The sequence below is a fragment of the Kitasatospora brasiliensis genome, assembly GCF_032654805.1.
In the GTDB taxonomy this organism is placed as follows: Bacteria; Actinomycetota; Actinomycetes; order Streptomycetales; family Streptomycetaceae; genus Kitasatospora; species Kitasatospora brasiliensis.
Map to the genome: position 1 here is coordinate 34,444 of NZ_JAUOOW010000006.1, position 15,825 is coordinate 50,268.

The window sequence follows — 15,825 nt, forward strand, 5'->3', positions numbered from 1 at the left end:
CGCATTCACCTGTGAAGTGGCAGGTCAGGGGCGCGTTCCTATATCAACTATGCGTCGCTCGAAGCAAATTTCCGGGCGTCATGTTGACGTGCTATGGCGGCTCACTCGCAGGGGTGGCGGGGCGCCGAACGCTCGCTTGACCCTTCGTTCACAAGCGCGCGAGGTCCGGGTGTGGTGGGGGCGACGTCCCGCCCGCCCCGCGCTGGGCCCGGGTCGCCGCCAAGGCCGCCGGTCACCACCGTCCCTTCCGGGCTGTGACGCTCGCCCGCCTGCCCCCTGATCGCCAGGGGCCCGCTGCTCGGCGCGGTCACCATCGACTGCGCCCGCCGCACCCTGTGCCGGCGCCGGTGACCAGGGCCCGGGGTCACGTCCCGGGCCGGCGCCGAGGCGGGGGCGGTGCGCCGACCCCACGCGGTCGCGACCAGCACCAGGGCACGCGAGCTCCTCTCGTAATGCGACAGGAGTCGCATTACGATGAGCATCGCGCGGTCGCCATCCCGGCGGCAAGCCTTAACGCGACTGGAGTCGACTTTGAGCAAGGCGCCCCACCCCGAGCCGGAGCCCCGCACCCCCACCCCGCGCCCCGGCGGCCGCAGCGCCCGGGTCCGGGCCGAGGTGGTCGCCGCCACGCTCGCCGAGGTCACCGAGAAGGGGTACGACCACCTCACCGTCGAGGCTGTCGCCACCCGCTCCGGCGTCCACAAGGCGACCCTCTACCGGCGCTGGGGCGGGGTGGACGGGCTGGTCGCCGACGCCCTGGCCGCCTCCGCCGACCAGCCCTGGCCGCTGCCCGACACCGGGGACCTCCGACAGGACCTCCGCCGGATCACCCGGGAGGTGTTCGAGGTCTTCACCGACCCGGAGCTCGGCTCCACGCCCACCGCGCTGATCTCCGCCGCCCAGCGCTCGGATGCCGGCGCGGGCGCCCTGCGCGCCTTCTTCGCGGCCCGCCACCGCCAGGCCGCCGAGGTGGCCGAACGGGCCGTCGCCCGGGGCGAGCTGCCCGCCGGGACGGACGGCACCGAGGTGGTCCGGGCCGCCACCGCGCCGCTCTACTACCGACTGTTCGTCTCCGGCGAACCGCTGGACGCCCTCACCGCCGAGCGGGCCGCCGACGCCGCCGCCCTGGCCGCCCGCTCCGGCCTCTTCACACCGACCCCGGAACATAACTGACGAACCGTCACAGCACTGCCGCCCGGGGAACCACCCCCTACCGCATCCCCAACCGGCCGTGGATGATGCCCCCATGACAACCCCGTCGTCCACCACCCCCCGGAAGGCCCGTCACGTGAAGCGCACCCACTGGGCGCTGGTGACCGCCGCCACCGTCCTCCCGCTCGTGGCGAGCACCGGCACCGCCGTCGCGGACACCCCCGCGGCCGCCGCTCCCGCCACCGGCTGCACCTACACACCGGCCGTGCCGGCGGACAACTTCAAGGGCATCCCGGTCTTCGACGCCAAGAAGGCGGCGAAGCCCTACAGCGCGACCCTGCGGACCAGCCAGGGCAAGATCACCTTCGAGGCGCTGACCGACAAGGCGCCCTGCACCACCTTCTCGTTCCGCTTCCTCGCCGAGCACGACTACTTCGACCGCAGCCACTGCCACCGCCTCACCACCCAGCGGATCTACGTCCTCCAGTGCGGCGACCCGACCGGCACGGGCAGCGGCGGTCCCGGCTACTCGTTCCCGGACGAGAACCTGACCGGCGCCACCTACCCGGCCGGCACCGTGGCCATGGCCAACGCCGGCCCGGACACCAACGGCAGCCAGTTCTTCTTCGTCTGGAAGGACACCAAGCTCTCCCCCGCCTACACCCCGTTCGGCCGGGTCACCGCCGGGCTGGACGTCCTCCAGAAGATCGCCGCCGGAGGCGAGGACGACCAGAACAACCCCGGCGACGGCTTCCCCACCCTCCCGGTGAACATCCGCGACGTGAAGATCAGCACCCACTGACCCGGCGGACCGGCCGACCGTTCCCGCTCCCGTACGGTGGCAGCACCAACGACACCGCACGGGAGCAGGAGCAGCGCCGCATGGACAGCCGGATCTGGGAGAGCGTCGACCACCTGGTCGCATGGCTGGACGAGCAGGGCACCCAGTCGCCCCAGGAGGAGCGGCTGCTGCGCATCCTCAAGCTCTCCGAGGAGGTCGGCGAGGTCGGTGCGGCCGTGATCGGCGCCACCGGCCAGAACCCGCGCAAGGGAGTCACCCACACCTGGGAGGACGTCCAGCACGAACTCTGCGACGTCGTCTTCGCCGCCCTCGTCGCCCTACGGACCCTCACCCCCGACGCGGCCCGGGTCTTCGCCGACCGCCTCACCTACGTCGAACAGCGCTCCGCCGCCTCCCGCCGCGCCCCCGAGGGCGAGCGGCCGGAGACGGCGCAGGAGCAGAACTAGGCGTTCGGGGCGACCTTGGCGAGGCCGTTGATGAGGCGGTCCATCGCGTCGCCGCCCTGGGGGTCGGTGAGGTTGGCGAGGAGCTTGAGGGTGAAGCGCATCAGCATCGGGTGGGTGAGGCCGCGCTGGGTGGCGAGCTGCATCACCTTGGGGTTGCCGATGAGCTTCACGAAGGCGCGGCCCAGGGTGTAGTAGCCGCCGTACACGTCCTTGAGGATGCGCGGGTAGGCCTGGAGGGCGCGCTCGCGGCCGGCGTCGGTGACCCGGGCGAGGGCCTGGACGATGACGCCGGCGGCGATCTGGCCGGATTCCATCGCGTAGGCGATGCCCTCGCCGTTGAACGGGTTGACCATGCCGCCGGCGTCGCCGACGAGCAGCAGGCCGCGGGTGTAGTGCGGCTGCCGGTTGAAGGCCATCGGCAGCGCGGCGCCGCGGATCGGCTCGGTCATGTTCTCGGGGGTGTAGCCCCACTCCGCCGGCATGCTGGCGCACCAGGCCTTGAGCACCTCGCGCCAGTCCAGCTCGCCGAACGCGGGCGAGGAGTTGAGGATGCCGAGGCCGACGTTGGAGGTGCCGTCGCCCATGCCGAAGACCCAGCCGTACCCGGGCAGCAGCTTGCGCTCGCCGTCGCGGGTGTCCCAGAGCTCCAGCCAGGACTCCAGGTAGTCGTCGTCGTGGCGCGGCGAGGTGAAGTACGTGCGGTAGGCGACGCCCATCGGGCGGTCCTCACGGCGGTGCAGGCCCATGGCGAGCGAGAGCCGGGTGGAGTTGCCGTCGGCGGCGACCACCAGCGGGGCCCGGAAGGTGACCGGCCGCTTCTCGTCGCCGAGCTTGGCGGTGACGCCGACGATCCGGCCGGTGCGCTCGTCCAGGACCGGGCCGCTGACGTTGCAGCGCTCGTACAGCCGGGCGCCGGCCTTCTCGGCCTGACGGGCCAGCAGCTCGTCGAAGTCGGCGCGCTTGCGGACCAGGCCGTAGTCGGGGAAGGAGGACAGCTCGGGCCAGTCCAGCTCCAGCCGGACGCCGCCGCCGATGATGCGCAGGCCCTTGTTGTGCAGCCAGCCGTTGTCGGTGGAGACGTCGATGCCCATGTCCACCAGCTGCTTGGTGGCGCGCGGGGTCAGACCGTCGCCGCACACCTTCTCGCGCGGGAAGGCGGTCTTCTCCAGCAGCAGGACGTCCAGTCCGGCCTGGGCCAGGTAGTACGCGGTGGTGGAGCCGGCCGGGCCCGCACCGACCACGATGACGTCGGCCGTGCTCTCCACGGGGCTGTCCGGCTTCGTCAGATCAGCTGCGGTCTCGGACACGTGGACACACTCCTGGAACTGCGGCGGGGACGGCGGCTTTGTCTCCGGCAGTCTAGTTCCGCTCCCCCCACCGGCTGCGCCCCCGCCCCCGGCCGCTCGTCCCGGGGCCGGTCCCGAGGGCGACCGTGCGCCCCGGGACCAGCCGACGCGGCTACGCGACCTTGTACGCCCGGTGCAGCGCGACGATCCCGCCGGTCAGGTTCCGCCAGGCGACCTTCGACCAGCCGGCCTCCTGGAGCTTGGCGGCCAGCCCCGGCTGGTCGGGCCAGGCCCGGATGGACTCGGCGAGGTAGACGTACGCGTCCGGGTTGCTGCTGACGGCGGTGGCCACCGGCGGCAGTGCGCGCATCAGGTACTCGGTGTAGACCGTCCGGAACGGCGTCCAGGTCGGGGTGGAGAACTCGCAGATCACCAGCTTGCCGCCGGGCTTGGTGACCCGCAGCATCTCGGCCAGCGCCGCGTCGGTGTCCTGGACGTTGCGCAGCGCGAAGGAGATCGTCACCGAGTCGAAGGTGTCGTCCGCGAACGGCAGCCGGGTGGCGTCGCCGGCGGTGAGCGCCAGCTCGGGGTGGCGACGCTTGCCCTCGGTGAGCATGCCGACCGAGAAGTCGCACGGGACGACCGTCGCCCCGGCCTCGGCGAAGGGCAGCGAGGAGGTGCCGGTGCCGGCCCCGAGGTCGAGCACGAAGTCCCCCGGTGCGGCGGACACCGCCTCGGCCACCGCCCGGCGCCAGGCGCGGGCCTGGCCGAGGGAGATCACGTCGTTGGTGCGGTCGTACTTGGCCGCGACGTCGTCGAACATGGCGGCGACTTCGTGCGGCTGCTTGTCCAGAGAGGCTCGGGTCACCCGCCCATTGTTCACCCTCGCACGGACGGCACGGCCACCGGCCACCCCGGCCCCGGCGCACCCGGGCCGCACTCCGGGTCACACCCGGTCAGTGCTGGGCGCGCCGCCCGCCCGCGCGGCGCCGTCGGCGGGACCGCTTGCCGTGCGTTATCGCGGGCATCCCGTCCGCCAGCGCCTCGGTCGCCAGGGCGAGGTTGGCGGCCAGCTTCCCCTGCCCGCCGCGGACCGCGAGGGCCTTGTGGTGCCGCCGGATGCGGAACAGGCAGACCGCGAAGAGCACGACGGCCACCGGCACGCTGAACCTGGCCAGGCCCACGCCGACGGGCTGCGGGTAGGTGTCGCCGCAGATCCGCACCGCGCCCGGGTCGTCGGCGGCGTGCTCCAGGCAGACCGTGTCGCCGAGCTTGGCGCGGTCCGAGAGCGGCAGGGCGGCCGCGGTGTGCGGCTGGCCGGCGACCCGGTAGCTGACGGCGCTGTAGGTGCCGCCGCCGGTCGGGAGCTGGGTGACGATCCCGTCGACTCTCACCGGGTGCGCCTCGATCCGGTCGGCCTGGTCGGCCTGACGCCAACCCAGCAGGCACATCCCGACGGCCAGCACGGCGCTGAGCACGGCGGCGAGGTACCAACCACGGCCCATCCGCGGGATGCGCGGCGGGGGAACGGTCGCGGTTCGCATGCTTCCTGTCCTGGCTTGCCGTCGGGGCCGGGGCGCGGCCCCGCCGCCCGCGGGCACGGGCGGTGGTGTGGTGAGGGTACGGAGAGACCTGTCCGGGATCGTATCCGCTGGCGGGCCCTCAGGTCACGACGAAGGCCCAATCACTCCCCGGAACCGTCGCCGGAGTTCGGCCGCACACGAAGGAAGTCCCGTGCGCCGCACGGGCATCAGGCTACTGGCGAGTACGCCGCACCGGCTGTGACCACGGTCTCACCGCCGCCGGTACACCAACCGTCCGCCCAGCACGGTGGCCAGGCACCCGCCCGTCACCGGTACGGCGCCGCCGTCACCGGCGACCGCGAACACCGCGAAGTCCGCCCGGCCCCCGACCGCCACCCGCCCGTACACGGCCTCCGCGAACGGCAGCACGGCCAGCGGATCCAGCGGCCCTGACCCGGCGGCAGCACCCGGCAGCCCCACGACCCCCGAGCGCGCCACCGCCGTCCGCACCGAGGCCCGCTCGAAGGGCCCAGCCACCGCCGTCACCCCGTACCCGAGCATCCGCTGCAGCCCCCGCCGCGCACTGGCCCCGCACCGCGTCCCGTCCGTGGACCCGGCCAGCCCGTCCGGCACCGGCTCGATGCCGGCCTCCTCCCGGGGGTCCGGGTGGTACGCCCGTTCCAGCAGCGAGTGCCCGTACGGATTGCGCAGCCCGGGGGCGAGCAGCGCCGCACCCCAGTCCCGCACCCGCGCGCCCGGCCGGCCGGCCGCCAGCTCCCGGTACGGTCCGACCGCCTCGACCAGCTCGCCGCGCACCACCACCGCCCCGTCGGCGATGGACGGGGCGGTGGGGTCGGCCGGGTCGGGCAGGACGAACGCCGCCCGGTGCAGGGTCAGCACGGACTCAGTTGTCCAGGATCTTCAGCTCCGGGTGGGCGGTGCCGCCCTCGATCGCCGTGGAGGAGATGTGCGAGGCGACCCGCGCGTCGACCGGGTCGTTCGCCGGGTCGTCCAGCACCCGCAGGTGCTCGTACGTGGTCGAGCGCTGCGCCGGGACGCGGTCGGCGGCCCGGATCAGGTGGATCAGCTCGGTGAGGTTGGAGCGGTGCTTGGCACCGGCCGCCGAGACGACGTTCTCCTCCAGCATCACGGAGCCGAGGTCGTCCGCGCCGTAGTGCAGCGACAGCTGGCCCGCCTCCTTGCCGGTGGTGAGCCAGGAGCCCTGGATGTGGGCGACGTTGTCGAGGAACAGGCGGGCGATCGCGATCATCCGCAGGTACTCGAAGACGGTGGCCTGGGTCGAGCCCTTCAGGTGGTTGTTCTGCGGCTGGTAGGTGTACGGGATGAAGGCCCGGAAGCCGCCGGTGCGGTCCTGGACGTCGCGGATCATCCGCAGGTGCTCGATCCGCTCGGCGTTGGTCTCGCCGGTGCCCATCAGCATGGTGGAGGTGGACTCCACGCCGAGCTTGTGGGCGATCTCCATGATCTCCAGCCAGCGCTCGCCCGACTCCTTCAGCGGGGCGATCGCCTTGCGCGGCCGCTCCGGCAGCAGCTCGGCGCCGGCGCCCGCGAAGGAGTCCAGGCCCGCCTTGTGGATCCGGGTGATCGCCTCCTCGACGGAGACGCCCGAGATCCGGGACATGTGCTCGACCTCGGAGGCGCCCAGCGAGTGGATCACCAGCTGCGGGAAGTCGGCCTTGATCGCCGAGAACGCGCGCTCGTAGTACTCCACGCCGTAGTCCGGGTGGTGGCCGCCCTGGAACATGATTTGGGTGCCGCCCAGCTCGACCGTCTCGGCGCAGCGGCGCAGGATCTCGTCGAGCTCGCGGGACCAGCCCTTGTCGCTCTTCGGCGGCACGTAGAAGGCGCAGAACTTGCACGCCGTCACGCAGACGTTGGTGTAGTTGATGTTGCGCTCGATGATGTACGTCGCGATGTGCTCGGTACCCGCGTAGCGGCGGCGGCGCACCGCGTCGGCGGCGGAGCCGAGCGCGTGCAGCGGCGCCGAGCGGTAGAGCTCCAGCGCCTCCTCCGGGGTGATCCGGCCACCGGCGGCGGCCCGGTCGAGCACGGCCTTCAGGTCGCTGCTGGACGCATCGAGGGTGGTCGCTGCGAGCTCGGTCACCTGGCGGCCTTCTCTCTCTCAAGTGCTACTGGGGTACGGCCGAACCAGCCTACGCCAGCACATTCCGCCGCCCGCTCCAGCCCGCTGGGCTGCGCCGGGCCGTACCCCGCCCCCCGCCGCCGGCTACTCCCCCGCCGGCCCCACCGGCAGCGCCACCGGCTCCAGCAGCCGCACCGCCACGTCCGGAGCGAACCCGCTGTCGTGCGCGACCCGCCGGGCGAACTCGGTGACTCCGGCCAGCTGCCGCTCGCCGAGCGAGAAGTCGAGCGCCTCGCTGAAGTACCGCTCCAGCACCTCCGGCCCGAAGGCCTCCCAGCGGGCGGCCTGCTCGGCGACCTTGGCGGCCTCCACCAGCGACAGGTCACGGGACTCCAGGAAGGCCCGGTGCACCGCGGCGGTCAGCTCCGGGGCGCGCTCGGCGAACTCGCGCCGCACCGCCCAGACCGCGAAGACGAACGGCAGGCCGGTCCACTCCTTCCACATCTCGCCGAGGTCGTGGACGGTCAGCCCGAGGTCGGCGGCCTGCCCAAGGTAGGCGCGCAGCGCCGGGTCGCCGATCAGGACGGCGGCGTCGGCCTCGGCGAGCATCGCGCTGAGGTCCGGCGGGCAGCTGAAGTAGTCCGGGCGCACGCCCTCGCGCTCCTCCAGGAGCAGCCGGGCGAGCCGGACGGAGGTGCGGCTGGTGGAGCCGAGGGCGACCCGGCGGCCGTCGAGGTCGGCGAGCGGCACCTTGCTCACGATCAGGCAGGACATCACCGGGCCGTCGCTGCCGACCGCGATGTCCGGCAGGACCAGGAGGTCGTCCGCGTTGCGCAGGTACTCCACGCAGGTGATCGGTCCGATGTCCAGGGCCCCGTCGACGAGCCGGTCGCTCAGCTTCTCCGGGGTGTCCTTGGTGAGGTCCAGGTCGAGCAGGTTGCCGGTCCTGGCGAGCCCCCAGTAGAGGGGGACGCAGTTCAGGAACTGGATGTGGCCGACCCGCGGCCTGACCGGTGTCTCTGCTGCTTCCGGTGCTGCCACTGCGCCGCTCCCTTGCTGTTCGTGCCTCCCCGCAGCGTATGCCTGCCGATCCCGGTCGCTCGCACCCGGCTGCCCGGACACGCTTTCCGCGCCCGTTCCGGCCCTTACGACACGCGCCTTCCACCCCTCAAATGACCTCTGGTCGTCACAGCGGCCGCATGCTAGCGTTGCCCTCAGTTGCAGTTTGATTCCCCTTGCAGTACTTGAAGCCTGCGGAGCATGTAACCGCAGGCTTTTTGTAGTTTTTCAGCAATATCGAAAAACTTCGGACTCGTCCGGAGGCAGGGCGATCAGCGCAGCGGACCGGGTGCCACACGGTGTGGCCCCCGACACGCATCGCAAGGAGAACGGCATGGCTCAGGGAACCGTCAAGTGGTTCAACGCTGAGAAGGGCTTCGGCTTCATCGCCCAGGAGGGCGGCGGCCCCGACGTCTTCGTTCACTACTCCGCCATCAACGCGAACGGCTTCCGCTCGCTGGAGGAGAACCAGCAGGTCACCTTCGACGTCACCCAGGGCCCGAAGGGCCCGCAGGCGGAGAACGTCAGCGCTGTCTGACCATCCTCTGATGATCTGATCGCTCGGGACCCGCGCGGGTCCGTCGGCGGCTCCCGACAGCCGCCACCGTGAGCACAAGAGCAGTACCCAAGGAGGCCCGCCGGTCCGGCGGGCCTCCTGCCTTTTCGAGCCGCGGTTCGAATCCGGACTTCCGCCGCTCCGAAGTCCTGGGCACTCCCGAGTTCGGGCACGGAGAAAATGCGGAAAGGGCCCTCTCCCGTCACCGGGAGAGGGCCCTTTCCATCGCGCCGGTCGAACGTCCCCTCAGGCGTCCGACCGTACGTTCGGGGTCAGGCCGCGACCGGGGCCGCGACGGCGACCGGCTTGGCCTCGTCCTCCTCGTGCAGCTCCGAGGAGGGGTTGTTGTACGCGGCGACGTCCAGGATCCTCTCCCGGGCGGCGACCACGATCGGCACCACGACCTGGCCGGCGACGTTGGTCGCGGTCCGCATCATGTCCAGGATCGGGTCGATGGCGAGCAGCAGGCCGACGCCCTCCAGCGGCAGGCCCAGGGTGGACAGGGTCAGCGTCAGCATGATGATCGCGCCGGTCAGGCCCGCGGTGGCGGCCGAGCCGACCACCGAGACGAAGGCGATCAGGAGGTAGTCCTTGATGCCCAGCTCGATGTTGAAGACCTGGGCGACGAAGATCGCGGCGACGGCCGGGTAGATCGAGGCGCAGCCGTCCATCTTGGTGGTGGCGCCGAACGGCACGGAGAAGGACGCGTACTCGCTCGGGACGCCGAGGCGCTCGGTGACGCGGCGGGTGAGCGGCAGGGTGCCGACCGAGGAGCGGGAGACGAAGGCCAGCTGGATCGCGGGCCAGGCGCCCTTGAAGAAGTGCAGCGGGTTGAGGCCGGCCGCGAAGCGCAGCACCAGCGAGTAGACGACGAACATCACCAGCGCGCAGCCGAGGTAGATGTCCAGGGTCAGTGTGGCGAAGGGCTTCAGCAGGTCCCAGCCGTACTTGGCGACGGACTTGCCGATCAGGCCGAGGGTGCCGAGCGGGGAGAGCCGGATGACCCACCACAGGGCGGTCTGGGTCAGCTCCAGCACGGACTCGCTGAGCTTGAGGACCGGCTCGGCCTTGGCGCCGAGCTTGATGACCGCCGCGCCGACCACGACCGCCAGGAAGACGATCTGGAGCACGTTCACCTTGGCGAAGGAGTCGACGATGTTGGTCGGGAAGATCCCGGTCAGGAAGTCGATCCAGGTGCCCTTGGAGTCGAGCGCCTTGAGGCCCTCGGTCTTCAGGTTGGTGCCCTCGCCCGGGTTGGTCAGCAGGCCCAGGCCGATGCCGATGCCGACCGAGATCAGCGAGGTGATCATGAACCAGAGCAGCGTGCGGGTGGCCAGGCGGGCCGCGTTGGTCACGTTGCGCAGGTTGGCGACGCTCACCACGATCGCGGTGAACACCAGCGGCGGGACGGCCACCTTGAGCAGCTGGACGAAGATCTTGCCGATCGTCTCCAGGGTGGTCGCCAGCCAGGAGATGTCGGCGGCACGGGCCAGGTAGCCGAGGCCGACGCCGAGCACGAGGCCGGCGACGATCTGCACCCAGAAGGGCGTCTTGCGGATGCGGGCGAGCACGGACGGCGACGAGGTCGCCTCGGGCGCTGTGGACATGGGGGTGCGTCTCCGGGGGAGGGCGTTGCGACGGTGAGGTGTGGGGCGGAGGCGGCGGCACGGCGCGGGGCCGGACGGAAGGGGTCGGGCCCCGGTCAGGGGCGTGCCGCCGCGATACAGCTCATGGCAGTACAGCTCATGGCGCGACAACGGCGCGGGCTGTCCACAGCGCCGGCCAGAGCACACGGGCGGGCGGCGCCGGGCTGCGGGCCCGGGCCGTTCATCCGCAGTGTCTCCGAGGCTGTCATGGCCGATACGTTAGCAGGAAAGGTTTGAGATGTTCAAAGTACTTGTTTGAGATCACGCAGAGTGGCCGTTGATCCCGAACGATCTCGAACCCGAACTCCGGGCACGAACGAAGCTGACGCCGCATCAGATCGCTCCCACGGGTCCGATTGACCGTTCAGCGGTTATACGTATAACGTCAACAGCGTCCCCGACCCTGCCTGCCCACCCGGAGAGGACGCCGATGGGCTACCTCGCCCTGCTCCGTGCCCCGCACGTCACCCGTCTGCTGCTCGGCACCCTGCTCGGCCGCCTGCCCGCCGGAATGACCGCCCTGGTGATCGCGCTCGCGCTGCGCGACGCCGGAGTGCCCTACGGCCGGGTCGGACTGGCCACCTCCGCCTACGCGATCGCCGCCGCCATCGGCGGGCCGGTGCTCGGCCGGATCGTGGACCGCACCGGACAGCCGCGCGTCCTGCTCGCCTCCGCCGTGGTCGCCGGCGGCGGGTACGCGCTGCTCGCCCTCGACCCCGGCTCCGCGATCGGCGCCCCGGTCGGCGCCGCGATCGCCGGACTCGCCATGCCGCCGCTGGAACCCTGCCTGCGCTCGCTCTGGCCCGATGTGGTCGAGGAGAAGCAGCTGGACACCGCCTACGCCTTCGACTCGGCCTCCCAGCAGACCCTCTACGTCGCCGGGCCGCTGGCCGTCGCCGCCATCTCCGGACTGTTCAGCCCGGTCGCCGCACTCTGGGTGGCCGCCGGACTCGGACTGGCCGGTGCGCTGATCGTGGCCACCACCGGACCGGCCCGCACCTGGCGCGCCCCGGTCCGGGAGCAGTCCGCCGGGCTGCTCGGACCGCTGCGCTCCCCCGGCCTGGTGCTGCTGCTGGTCGGACTGGGCGGAGCCGGCTGGGCGGTCGGCGCCCAGAACGTGCTGTTCATCGCCTACGCCGAGCAGCACGTCGGCTCGCTGCCCGGCGGCGGAGGCGCCCTGCTGGCGCTCGCGGCGTTCAGCGGCCTGCTCGGCGCGCTCGCCTACGGCGCGGTCACGTGGCGACTGAGCACCGCCACCCGCACCTGGATGATGGCCCTCGCGATGGCCGTCAGCTACCTGCCGCTGGTCACCCTGCCCGGACCGTACCCGATGGCCGCGCTGGCCTTCCTCTCCGGAATCATGCTGGCCCCGCTGCTGGCGGCGGCGTTCGTGCTGGTCGCCGAACTGGCGCCGACCGGCACCGTCACCGAGGCCTTCGCCTGGCTGGTGACGCTGTTCGCCACCGGCAACTCGCTCGGCTACGCCGTCTCCGGCAAGCTCGCCGAGGGCTCGCTGCGCTCGGTGGCGCTGTGCGCGGTGGGCGGGATCACGATCGGCGGGCTGCTGCTGTTCGGCGCCCGGCGCTGGTTCCACCCGGCGCCGGCCCTCCCGGCCGCGCAGCCCGTACCGGTGGGCTGACCCACCCCCAGAGACGACTGTGCCCGCCGGCGGTCTGGCCGGCGGGCACAGTCATGTCCACCGTGCTTGGTGGCCGCGGAGACGGTGACGTCGGCGCAGGCGCTCGCCGAGGAGGTCACGCCGGTGCCGACGATCAGTCCGCCCGCTCCGCACGGGCCGGCGCCGTGGAGGAACGCAGCACCAGCGAGGTCGCCAGCGGCGCGACCGGCGCCACCCGCTCCCCGCGCAGCAGCGCCGCCAGCGCGGCAGCGCCCGCCCGGCCCAGCTCCTCGCCGGGCAGGTCGACGGTGGTCAGCGGCGGGGCGAGCAGCGCGGCCACCGCGACGTTGTCCATGCCGACCACGGAGAGGTCCTCCGGCACCCGCAACCCCAGCTCGGCGGCGGCCTGATAGACCCCGGAGGCAACCACGTCGTCGTCGCAGATCACCGCGCGCGGCCGGTCCGCCCGCTCCAGCAGCCGGCCCGCCACGGCCCGCGCGGCCCGGTGGCCGTCGTTCAGGCTCACGCCCAACTCCACGACGTCGAGCCCGAGTTCGCGGACGGCCTGCTCGAAGGCGGCCTGCCGGACCCGGAAGGTGTACGCGGCGTGGCTGGAGCGCAGCCGGCCGATCCGGCGGTGGCCGAGCGCGGCCAGGTGCTCGACCGCGGCGCGCATCCCGCCGGCCACGTCGAGCTCGACGGTCGGGCGCGCCCGGTCGGTGCCGGGGTCGGCGTCCAGGAAGACGGCGGGGGTGTCGGCGGGCAGCTCGCCGAGCTGGCTGTCGTCCGGGGAGCAGATCAGCAGTCCGTCGAAGCGGCCGGCGGTGGCGGCCTCGGCGAGGGTGGCCCTGCCCCAACCGGAACTGACCACCACGGCAAGGCCGTTGCGACCGGCCTCCTCGTGGACGCCCTCCAGCACCCGGCCGAAGAACGGGCCTTGGAGGTTCGGCACGGCCAGCAGGATCATCCCGCTGCGGCCGAGCCGCAGTTGCCGGCCCGCCGCCTGCGGGCGGTAGCCGAGGCTGCCGGCGGCCTCCCGGACCCGCTGCCGGGTGGCCTCGGAGACCCGCCGGCCGGCCTCGGCGCCGGAGAAGACCAGGGAGACGGTGGCCTGGGAGACCCCGGCGAGCCGGGCCACGTCCCGCCCGGTGGGCCGGCGCACGGGCGGCGGCCAGGTGCCTTCGGCGGGCTGCTCGGACGGCGCGGGGTCTCGGGTGTCGGGCACGGCGGCTGGGCTCGGGCGGGCCGGGACGGGGCTCAGTTCTGGCCGGCGGTGGCCGCGCGGGCGGCCTCGTCGACGGCGTCCTCCTCCGCGTTCTGCGCGGCGATCCGCTCGGCGGTACGGCTGCGCAGCCCGGTGACCTTGTCGCTCAGCTGGGCGGACATCGCGTCGCGCTGCCTGCTCAGCAGCGCGTAGCTGAGCGGCGCGGAGGCCAGCGCGGCCAGCAGGAACAGGAAGATCACGCCGGCCTCGCCGCTGACCGGGATGACCCCGAAGTGTCCGAGCAGCAGGGCCACCAGCAGGCAGCCGAGGAAGATGCTGACCCGCATGGAGGTGTAGCGGAGCGTGGCGTGCGACTTCTCCGGGCCGTTGCTGGTCACTGGACACATCCTTCTTCGGTACGCGGGGGCGAGGGCGGGTCCTCCAGTCAAGCATGCCTGACGGGCGGCGCGGGGCACGGGGCACCCGCTCCCGCCCGTACGGCCGTTCTCCGGGATCAACGCAGATCGAGCCACATGGTGATGTCGTCGCGGTAGTCCCCGGGGGCGACCAGGATCGCGGCCGGCACCCGGCCGACTTCCCGGTAGCCGCTGCGGGCGTAGAAGCGCTCCAGCCCCAGGCCGCCGCGCGCGGTGAGCCGCAGCGACTGCAGGCCCCACTCCCGGGCCACCCGCTCGGCCTCGGCGAGGAGCTCGGCACCGTAGCCACGGCCCTGGAAGTCGGGGTGCACCATGACCCGCTTGAGCATCCGCCAGTGCTCCATCAGGTCGAAGCGCATCGACTCGAAGAACAGCACGCCGACCAGCCGGTCCGTCCCGCTCTCGCGGGCGATCAGCAGCCGGTCCGGGCCGTCCGGGTGGACCCCGGCGAACTGGCGGTCGGCGGTGTCCCAGACCTCGTCCTCGGTGACCGGCGCCACGAAGCCGACCGCCCCTCCCGCGTTGGTGACGTCGGCCCAGAGCCGGACGATGTCCGACGTCAGGTCCGGGTCGAGCTTCGGGTCCAGGGTGAAGGTGAGCGTCATGGGCCGGAGCCTAGACCTCCGGTACGACAGTCCCACCGATGGGCCGTCAGCTGAGCGCCGGCACCGCCCGGTCGGTCCGCCCGGTGCGCAGCGCCAGGCAGAGCCCGACCGCGACCACGCACAGCGCGCCGGCGCCGTACCAGGTGAGGTCGTAGTTGCCGAGCGCGTCCCGGGCCAGGCCGGCCAGCCCGGCGACGACGGCCGCGCCGATCTGGTGGGCGGCGAGCACCCAGCCGAAGACGATCGGGGCGTCCTCGCCGAAGTGCCGGCGGCAGAGCGCGACGGTCGGCGGCACGGTGGCCACCCAGTCCAGGCCGTAGAAGACCACGAAGGCGAGGACCGGCGGCTGGAGCGAGCCGGCCAGCAGCTGCGGCAGCAGGAGCAGGGACAGTCCGCGCAGCCCGTAGTAGACGGTCAGCAGCAGCCGGGAGTCGACCCGGTCGGTGAGCCAGCCGCTGAAGATCGTGCCGAGCACGTCGAACAGGCCGATCAGGGCGAGCAGGCTCGCGGCGGTGGTGACCGGCATGCCGTGGTCGTGCGCGGCCGGGATGAAGTGGGTGCCGACCAGGCCGGCCGTGGTGGCGCCGCAGATCGCGAAGGAGCCGGCCAGCAGCCAGAACGCCCGGCTGCGGGAGGCGTCCCGCAGCACCCGCAGCGAGCGGGCCAGGGCGCGGGTGTCGCGCACCGGCGCGGGCGGGGCCTCGGTCGCGCCGTACGGGAGCAGGCCGAGGTCGGCGGGCCGCTCGCGCATCAGCAGCAGGACCGGGACGGCGACGGCGCTGGCGGCGAGCGAGACCACGACCACGGCCGAGCGCCAGCCGTGCTGCTCGACCAGCCAGGCGCCGACCGGCAGGAAGACCAGGTTGCCTGCCGCTCCGGCGGCGGTCAGCACCCCGGTGACCAGGCCCTGGCGGGCCTGGAACCACCGGCCGGTGATGGTGGTGGCGAAGGCGCCGGCCATCGAGCCGCTGCCGAGGCCGACCAGCACGCCCCAGCAGAGCACCAGTTGCCAGGGCTCGCGCATCAGCATGGTCAGCCCGGAGCCGACCGAGATGGTCAGCAGCGCGCAGACCACCACCAGGCGCACCCCGAAGCGGTCCATCAGGGCGGCGGCGAAGGGGGCGGTGAGGCCGTAGAGGGTCAGGTTGACGGAGGTGGCGCTGGAGATCGTCCCGAGCGACCAGCCGAACTCGTTGTGCAGGGCGTCCATCATCAGGCTCGGCGTGGAGCGGAAGCCGGCCGAGCCGAGCAGGACGAGCAGGGAGACGGCGGCCACCACCCAGGCGTAGTGCACCCGGGGGCGCCGGGCCGGGGCGGGCGGTTCGGAGAGCGGGGTGGAGGTGGGGGCGAGGGCGCTGCGTTCGGTCACCCGGATGAGTGTTCCGGG

16 protein-coding genes are annotated in these 15,825 nt (G+C 72.8%); 5 read left to right on the forward strand and 11 right to left on the reverse strand.

Annotated features, from left to right (window positions below; translation table 11 throughout):
• Positions 1 to 531: 531 nt before the first annotated feature.
• The 3 genes from QWJ13_RS22910 to QWJ13_RS22920 all read left to right on the forward strand — a co-directional run bounded on the left by QWJ13_RS22910 (position 532) and on the right by QWJ13_RS22920 (position 2,400).
• Positions 532 to 1,173, forward strand: a complete 642-nt coding sequence (locus tag QWJ13_RS22910) for a TetR/AcrR family transcriptional regulator (protein WP_316526763.1) — start codon at positions 532 to 534, stop codon at positions 1,171 to 1,173.
• A 73-nt stretch (positions 1,174 to 1,246) separates the two neighbouring features.
• A complete protein-coding gene (locus QWJ13_RS22915; RefSeq protein ID WP_316526764.1) occupies positions 1,247 to 1,954 on the forward strand; it encodes a peptidylprolyl isomerase in 708 nt (235 codons plus the stop codon).
• Between the two features lie 80 nt (positions 1,955 to 2,034).
• Positions 2,035 to 2,400, forward strand: coding sequence for a MazG-like family protein (locus QWJ13_RS22920; protein WP_316526765.1), 366 nt, complete (start codon positions 2,035 to 2,037; stop codon positions 2,398 to 2,400).
• Here QWJ13_RS22920 and QWJ13_RS22925 read toward each other — a convergent pair.
• From QWJ13_RS22925 to QWJ13_RS22950, 6 genes are all read right to left on the reverse strand, one after another.
• A complete protein-coding gene (locus QWJ13_RS22925; RefSeq protein WP_316526766.1) occupies positions 2,397 to 3,707 on the reverse strand; it encodes a geranylgeranyl reductase family protein in 1,311 nt (436 codons plus the stop codon). The two genes, QWJ13_RS22920 and QWJ13_RS22925, sit on opposite strands and share 4 nt — an antisense overlap.
• A gap of 151 nt (positions 3,708 to 3,858) precedes the next feature.
• Positions 3,859 to 4,554, reverse strand: a complete 696-nt coding sequence (locus QWJ13_RS22930) for a demethylmenaquinone methyltransferase (protein WP_316526767.1) — start codon at positions 4,552 to 4,554, stop codon at positions 3,859 to 3,861.
• Between the two features lie 88 nt (positions 4,555 to 4,642).
• On the reverse strand, positions 4,643 to 5,230 hold the full coding sequence (locus QWJ13_RS22935) for a hypothetical protein (RefSeq protein ID WP_316526768.1): 588 nt from the start codon (positions 5,228 to 5,230) through the stop codon (positions 4,643 to 4,645).
• A gap of 249 nt (positions 5,231 to 5,479) precedes the next feature.
• Positions 5,480 to 6,109, reverse strand: a complete 630-nt coding sequence (locus QWJ13_RS22940) for an amidohydrolase family protein (RefSeq protein ID WP_316526769.1) — start codon at positions 6,107 to 6,109, stop codon at positions 5,480 to 5,482.
• A gap of 4 nt (positions 6,110 to 6,113) precedes the next feature.
• Positions 6,114 to 7,334, reverse strand: a complete 1,221-nt coding sequence (gene mqnC / locus QWJ13_RS22945) for a cyclic dehypoxanthinyl futalosine synthase (RefSeq protein ID WP_316526770.1) — start codon at positions 7,332 to 7,334, stop codon at positions 6,114 to 6,116.
• Positions 7,335 to 7,457: 123 nt separating this feature from the next.
• Positions 7,458 to 8,354, reverse strand: coding sequence for a menaquinone biosynthetic enzyme MqnA/MqnD family protein (locus QWJ13_RS22950; protein ID WP_316526771.1), 897 nt, complete (start codon positions 8,352 to 8,354; stop codon positions 7,458 to 7,460).
• A gap of 352 nt (positions 8,355 to 8,706) precedes the next feature.
• Here QWJ13_RS22950 and QWJ13_RS22955 point away from each other — a divergent pair, with 352 nt between their 5' ends.
• A complete protein-coding gene (locus QWJ13_RS22955; RefSeq protein WP_316526772.1) occupies positions 8,707 to 8,910 on the forward strand; it encodes a cold-shock protein in 204 nt (67 codons plus the stop codon).
• Positions 8,911 to 9,200: 290 nt separating this feature from the next.
• Here QWJ13_RS22955 and QWJ13_RS22960 read toward each other — a convergent pair whose 3' ends face one another.
• Entirely contained in the window at positions 9,201 to 10,535 is a 1,335-nt protein-coding gene (locus tag QWJ13_RS22960; protein ID WP_316526773.1) for a dicarboxylate/amino acid:cation symporter, read from the reverse strand.
• 469 nt (positions 10,536 to 11,004) lie between these two features.
• Between QWJ13_RS22960 and QWJ13_RS22965 the strand changes: the two genes are divergently transcribed.
• Positions 11,005 to 12,213: an MFS transporter gene (locus QWJ13_RS22965; RefSeq protein ID WP_316526774.1), complete on the forward strand. Its 1,209-nt coding sequence runs from the start codon at positions 11,005 to 11,007 to the stop codon at positions 12,211 to 12,213.
• A gap of 133 nt (positions 12,214 to 12,346) precedes the next feature.
• Here the strand turns inward: QWJ13_RS22965 and QWJ13_RS22970 are convergent, their stop codons facing one another.
• From QWJ13_RS22970 to QWJ13_RS22985, 4 genes are all read right to left on the reverse strand, one after another.
• Positions 12,347 to 13,417, reverse strand: coding sequence for a LacI family DNA-binding transcriptional regulator (locus QWJ13_RS22970; RefSeq protein ID WP_316526775.1), 1,071 nt, complete (start codon positions 13,415 to 13,417; stop codon positions 12,347 to 12,349).
• 32 nt (positions 13,418 to 13,449) lie between these two features.
• Entirely contained in the window at positions 13,450 to 13,794 is a 345-nt protein-coding gene (locus tag QWJ13_RS22975) for a DUF4229 domain-containing protein (protein WP_316526776.1), read from the reverse strand.
• A gap of 116 nt (positions 13,795 to 13,910) precedes the next feature.
• Complete coding sequence (locus tag QWJ13_RS22980; RefSeq protein ID WP_316526777.1) at positions 13,911 to 14,438, reverse strand: GNAT family N-acetyltransferase; 528 nt, start codon at positions 14,436 to 14,438, stop codon at positions 13,911 to 13,913.
• A 46-nt stretch (positions 14,439 to 14,484) separates the two neighbouring features.
• Positions 14,485 to 15,807 (reverse strand): MFS transporter, encoded by a 1,323-nt coding sequence (locus tag QWJ13_RS22985; RefSeq protein WP_316526778.1) that lies wholly within the window; start codon positions 15,805 to 15,807, stop codon positions 14,485 to 14,487.
• Positions 15,808 to 15,825: the final 18 nt, after the last annotated feature.

Coding starts and splice junctions, on each gene's coding strand:
- QWJ13_RS22915 (WP_316526764.1), top strand. CDS start 1,247: ATGACAACCCCGTCGTCCACCACCCCCCGGAAGGCCCGTCACGTGAAG.
- QWJ13_RS22920 (WP_316526765.1), top strand. CDS start 2,035: ATGGACAGCCGGATCTGGGAGAGCGTCGACCACCTGGTCGCATGGCTG.
- QWJ13_RS22935 (WP_316526768.1), bottom strand. CDS start 5,230: ATGCGAACCGCGACCGTTCCCCCGCCGCGCATCCCGCGGATGGGCCGT.
- QWJ13_RS22955 (WP_316526772.1), top strand. CDS start 8,707: ATGGCTCAGGGAACCGTCAAGTGGTTCAACGCTGAGAAGGGCTTCGGC.
- QWJ13_RS22960 (WP_316526773.1), bottom strand. CDS start 10,535: ATGTCCACAGCGCCCGAGGCGACCTCGTCGCCGTCCGTGCTCGCCCGC.
- QWJ13_RS22965 (WP_316526774.1), top strand. CDS start 11,005: ATGGGCTACCTCGCCCTGCTCCGTGCCCCGCACGTCACCCGTCTGCTG.
- QWJ13_RS22980 (WP_316526777.1), bottom strand. CDS start 14,438: ATGACGCTCACCTTCACCCTGGACCCGAAGCTCGACCCGGACCTGACG.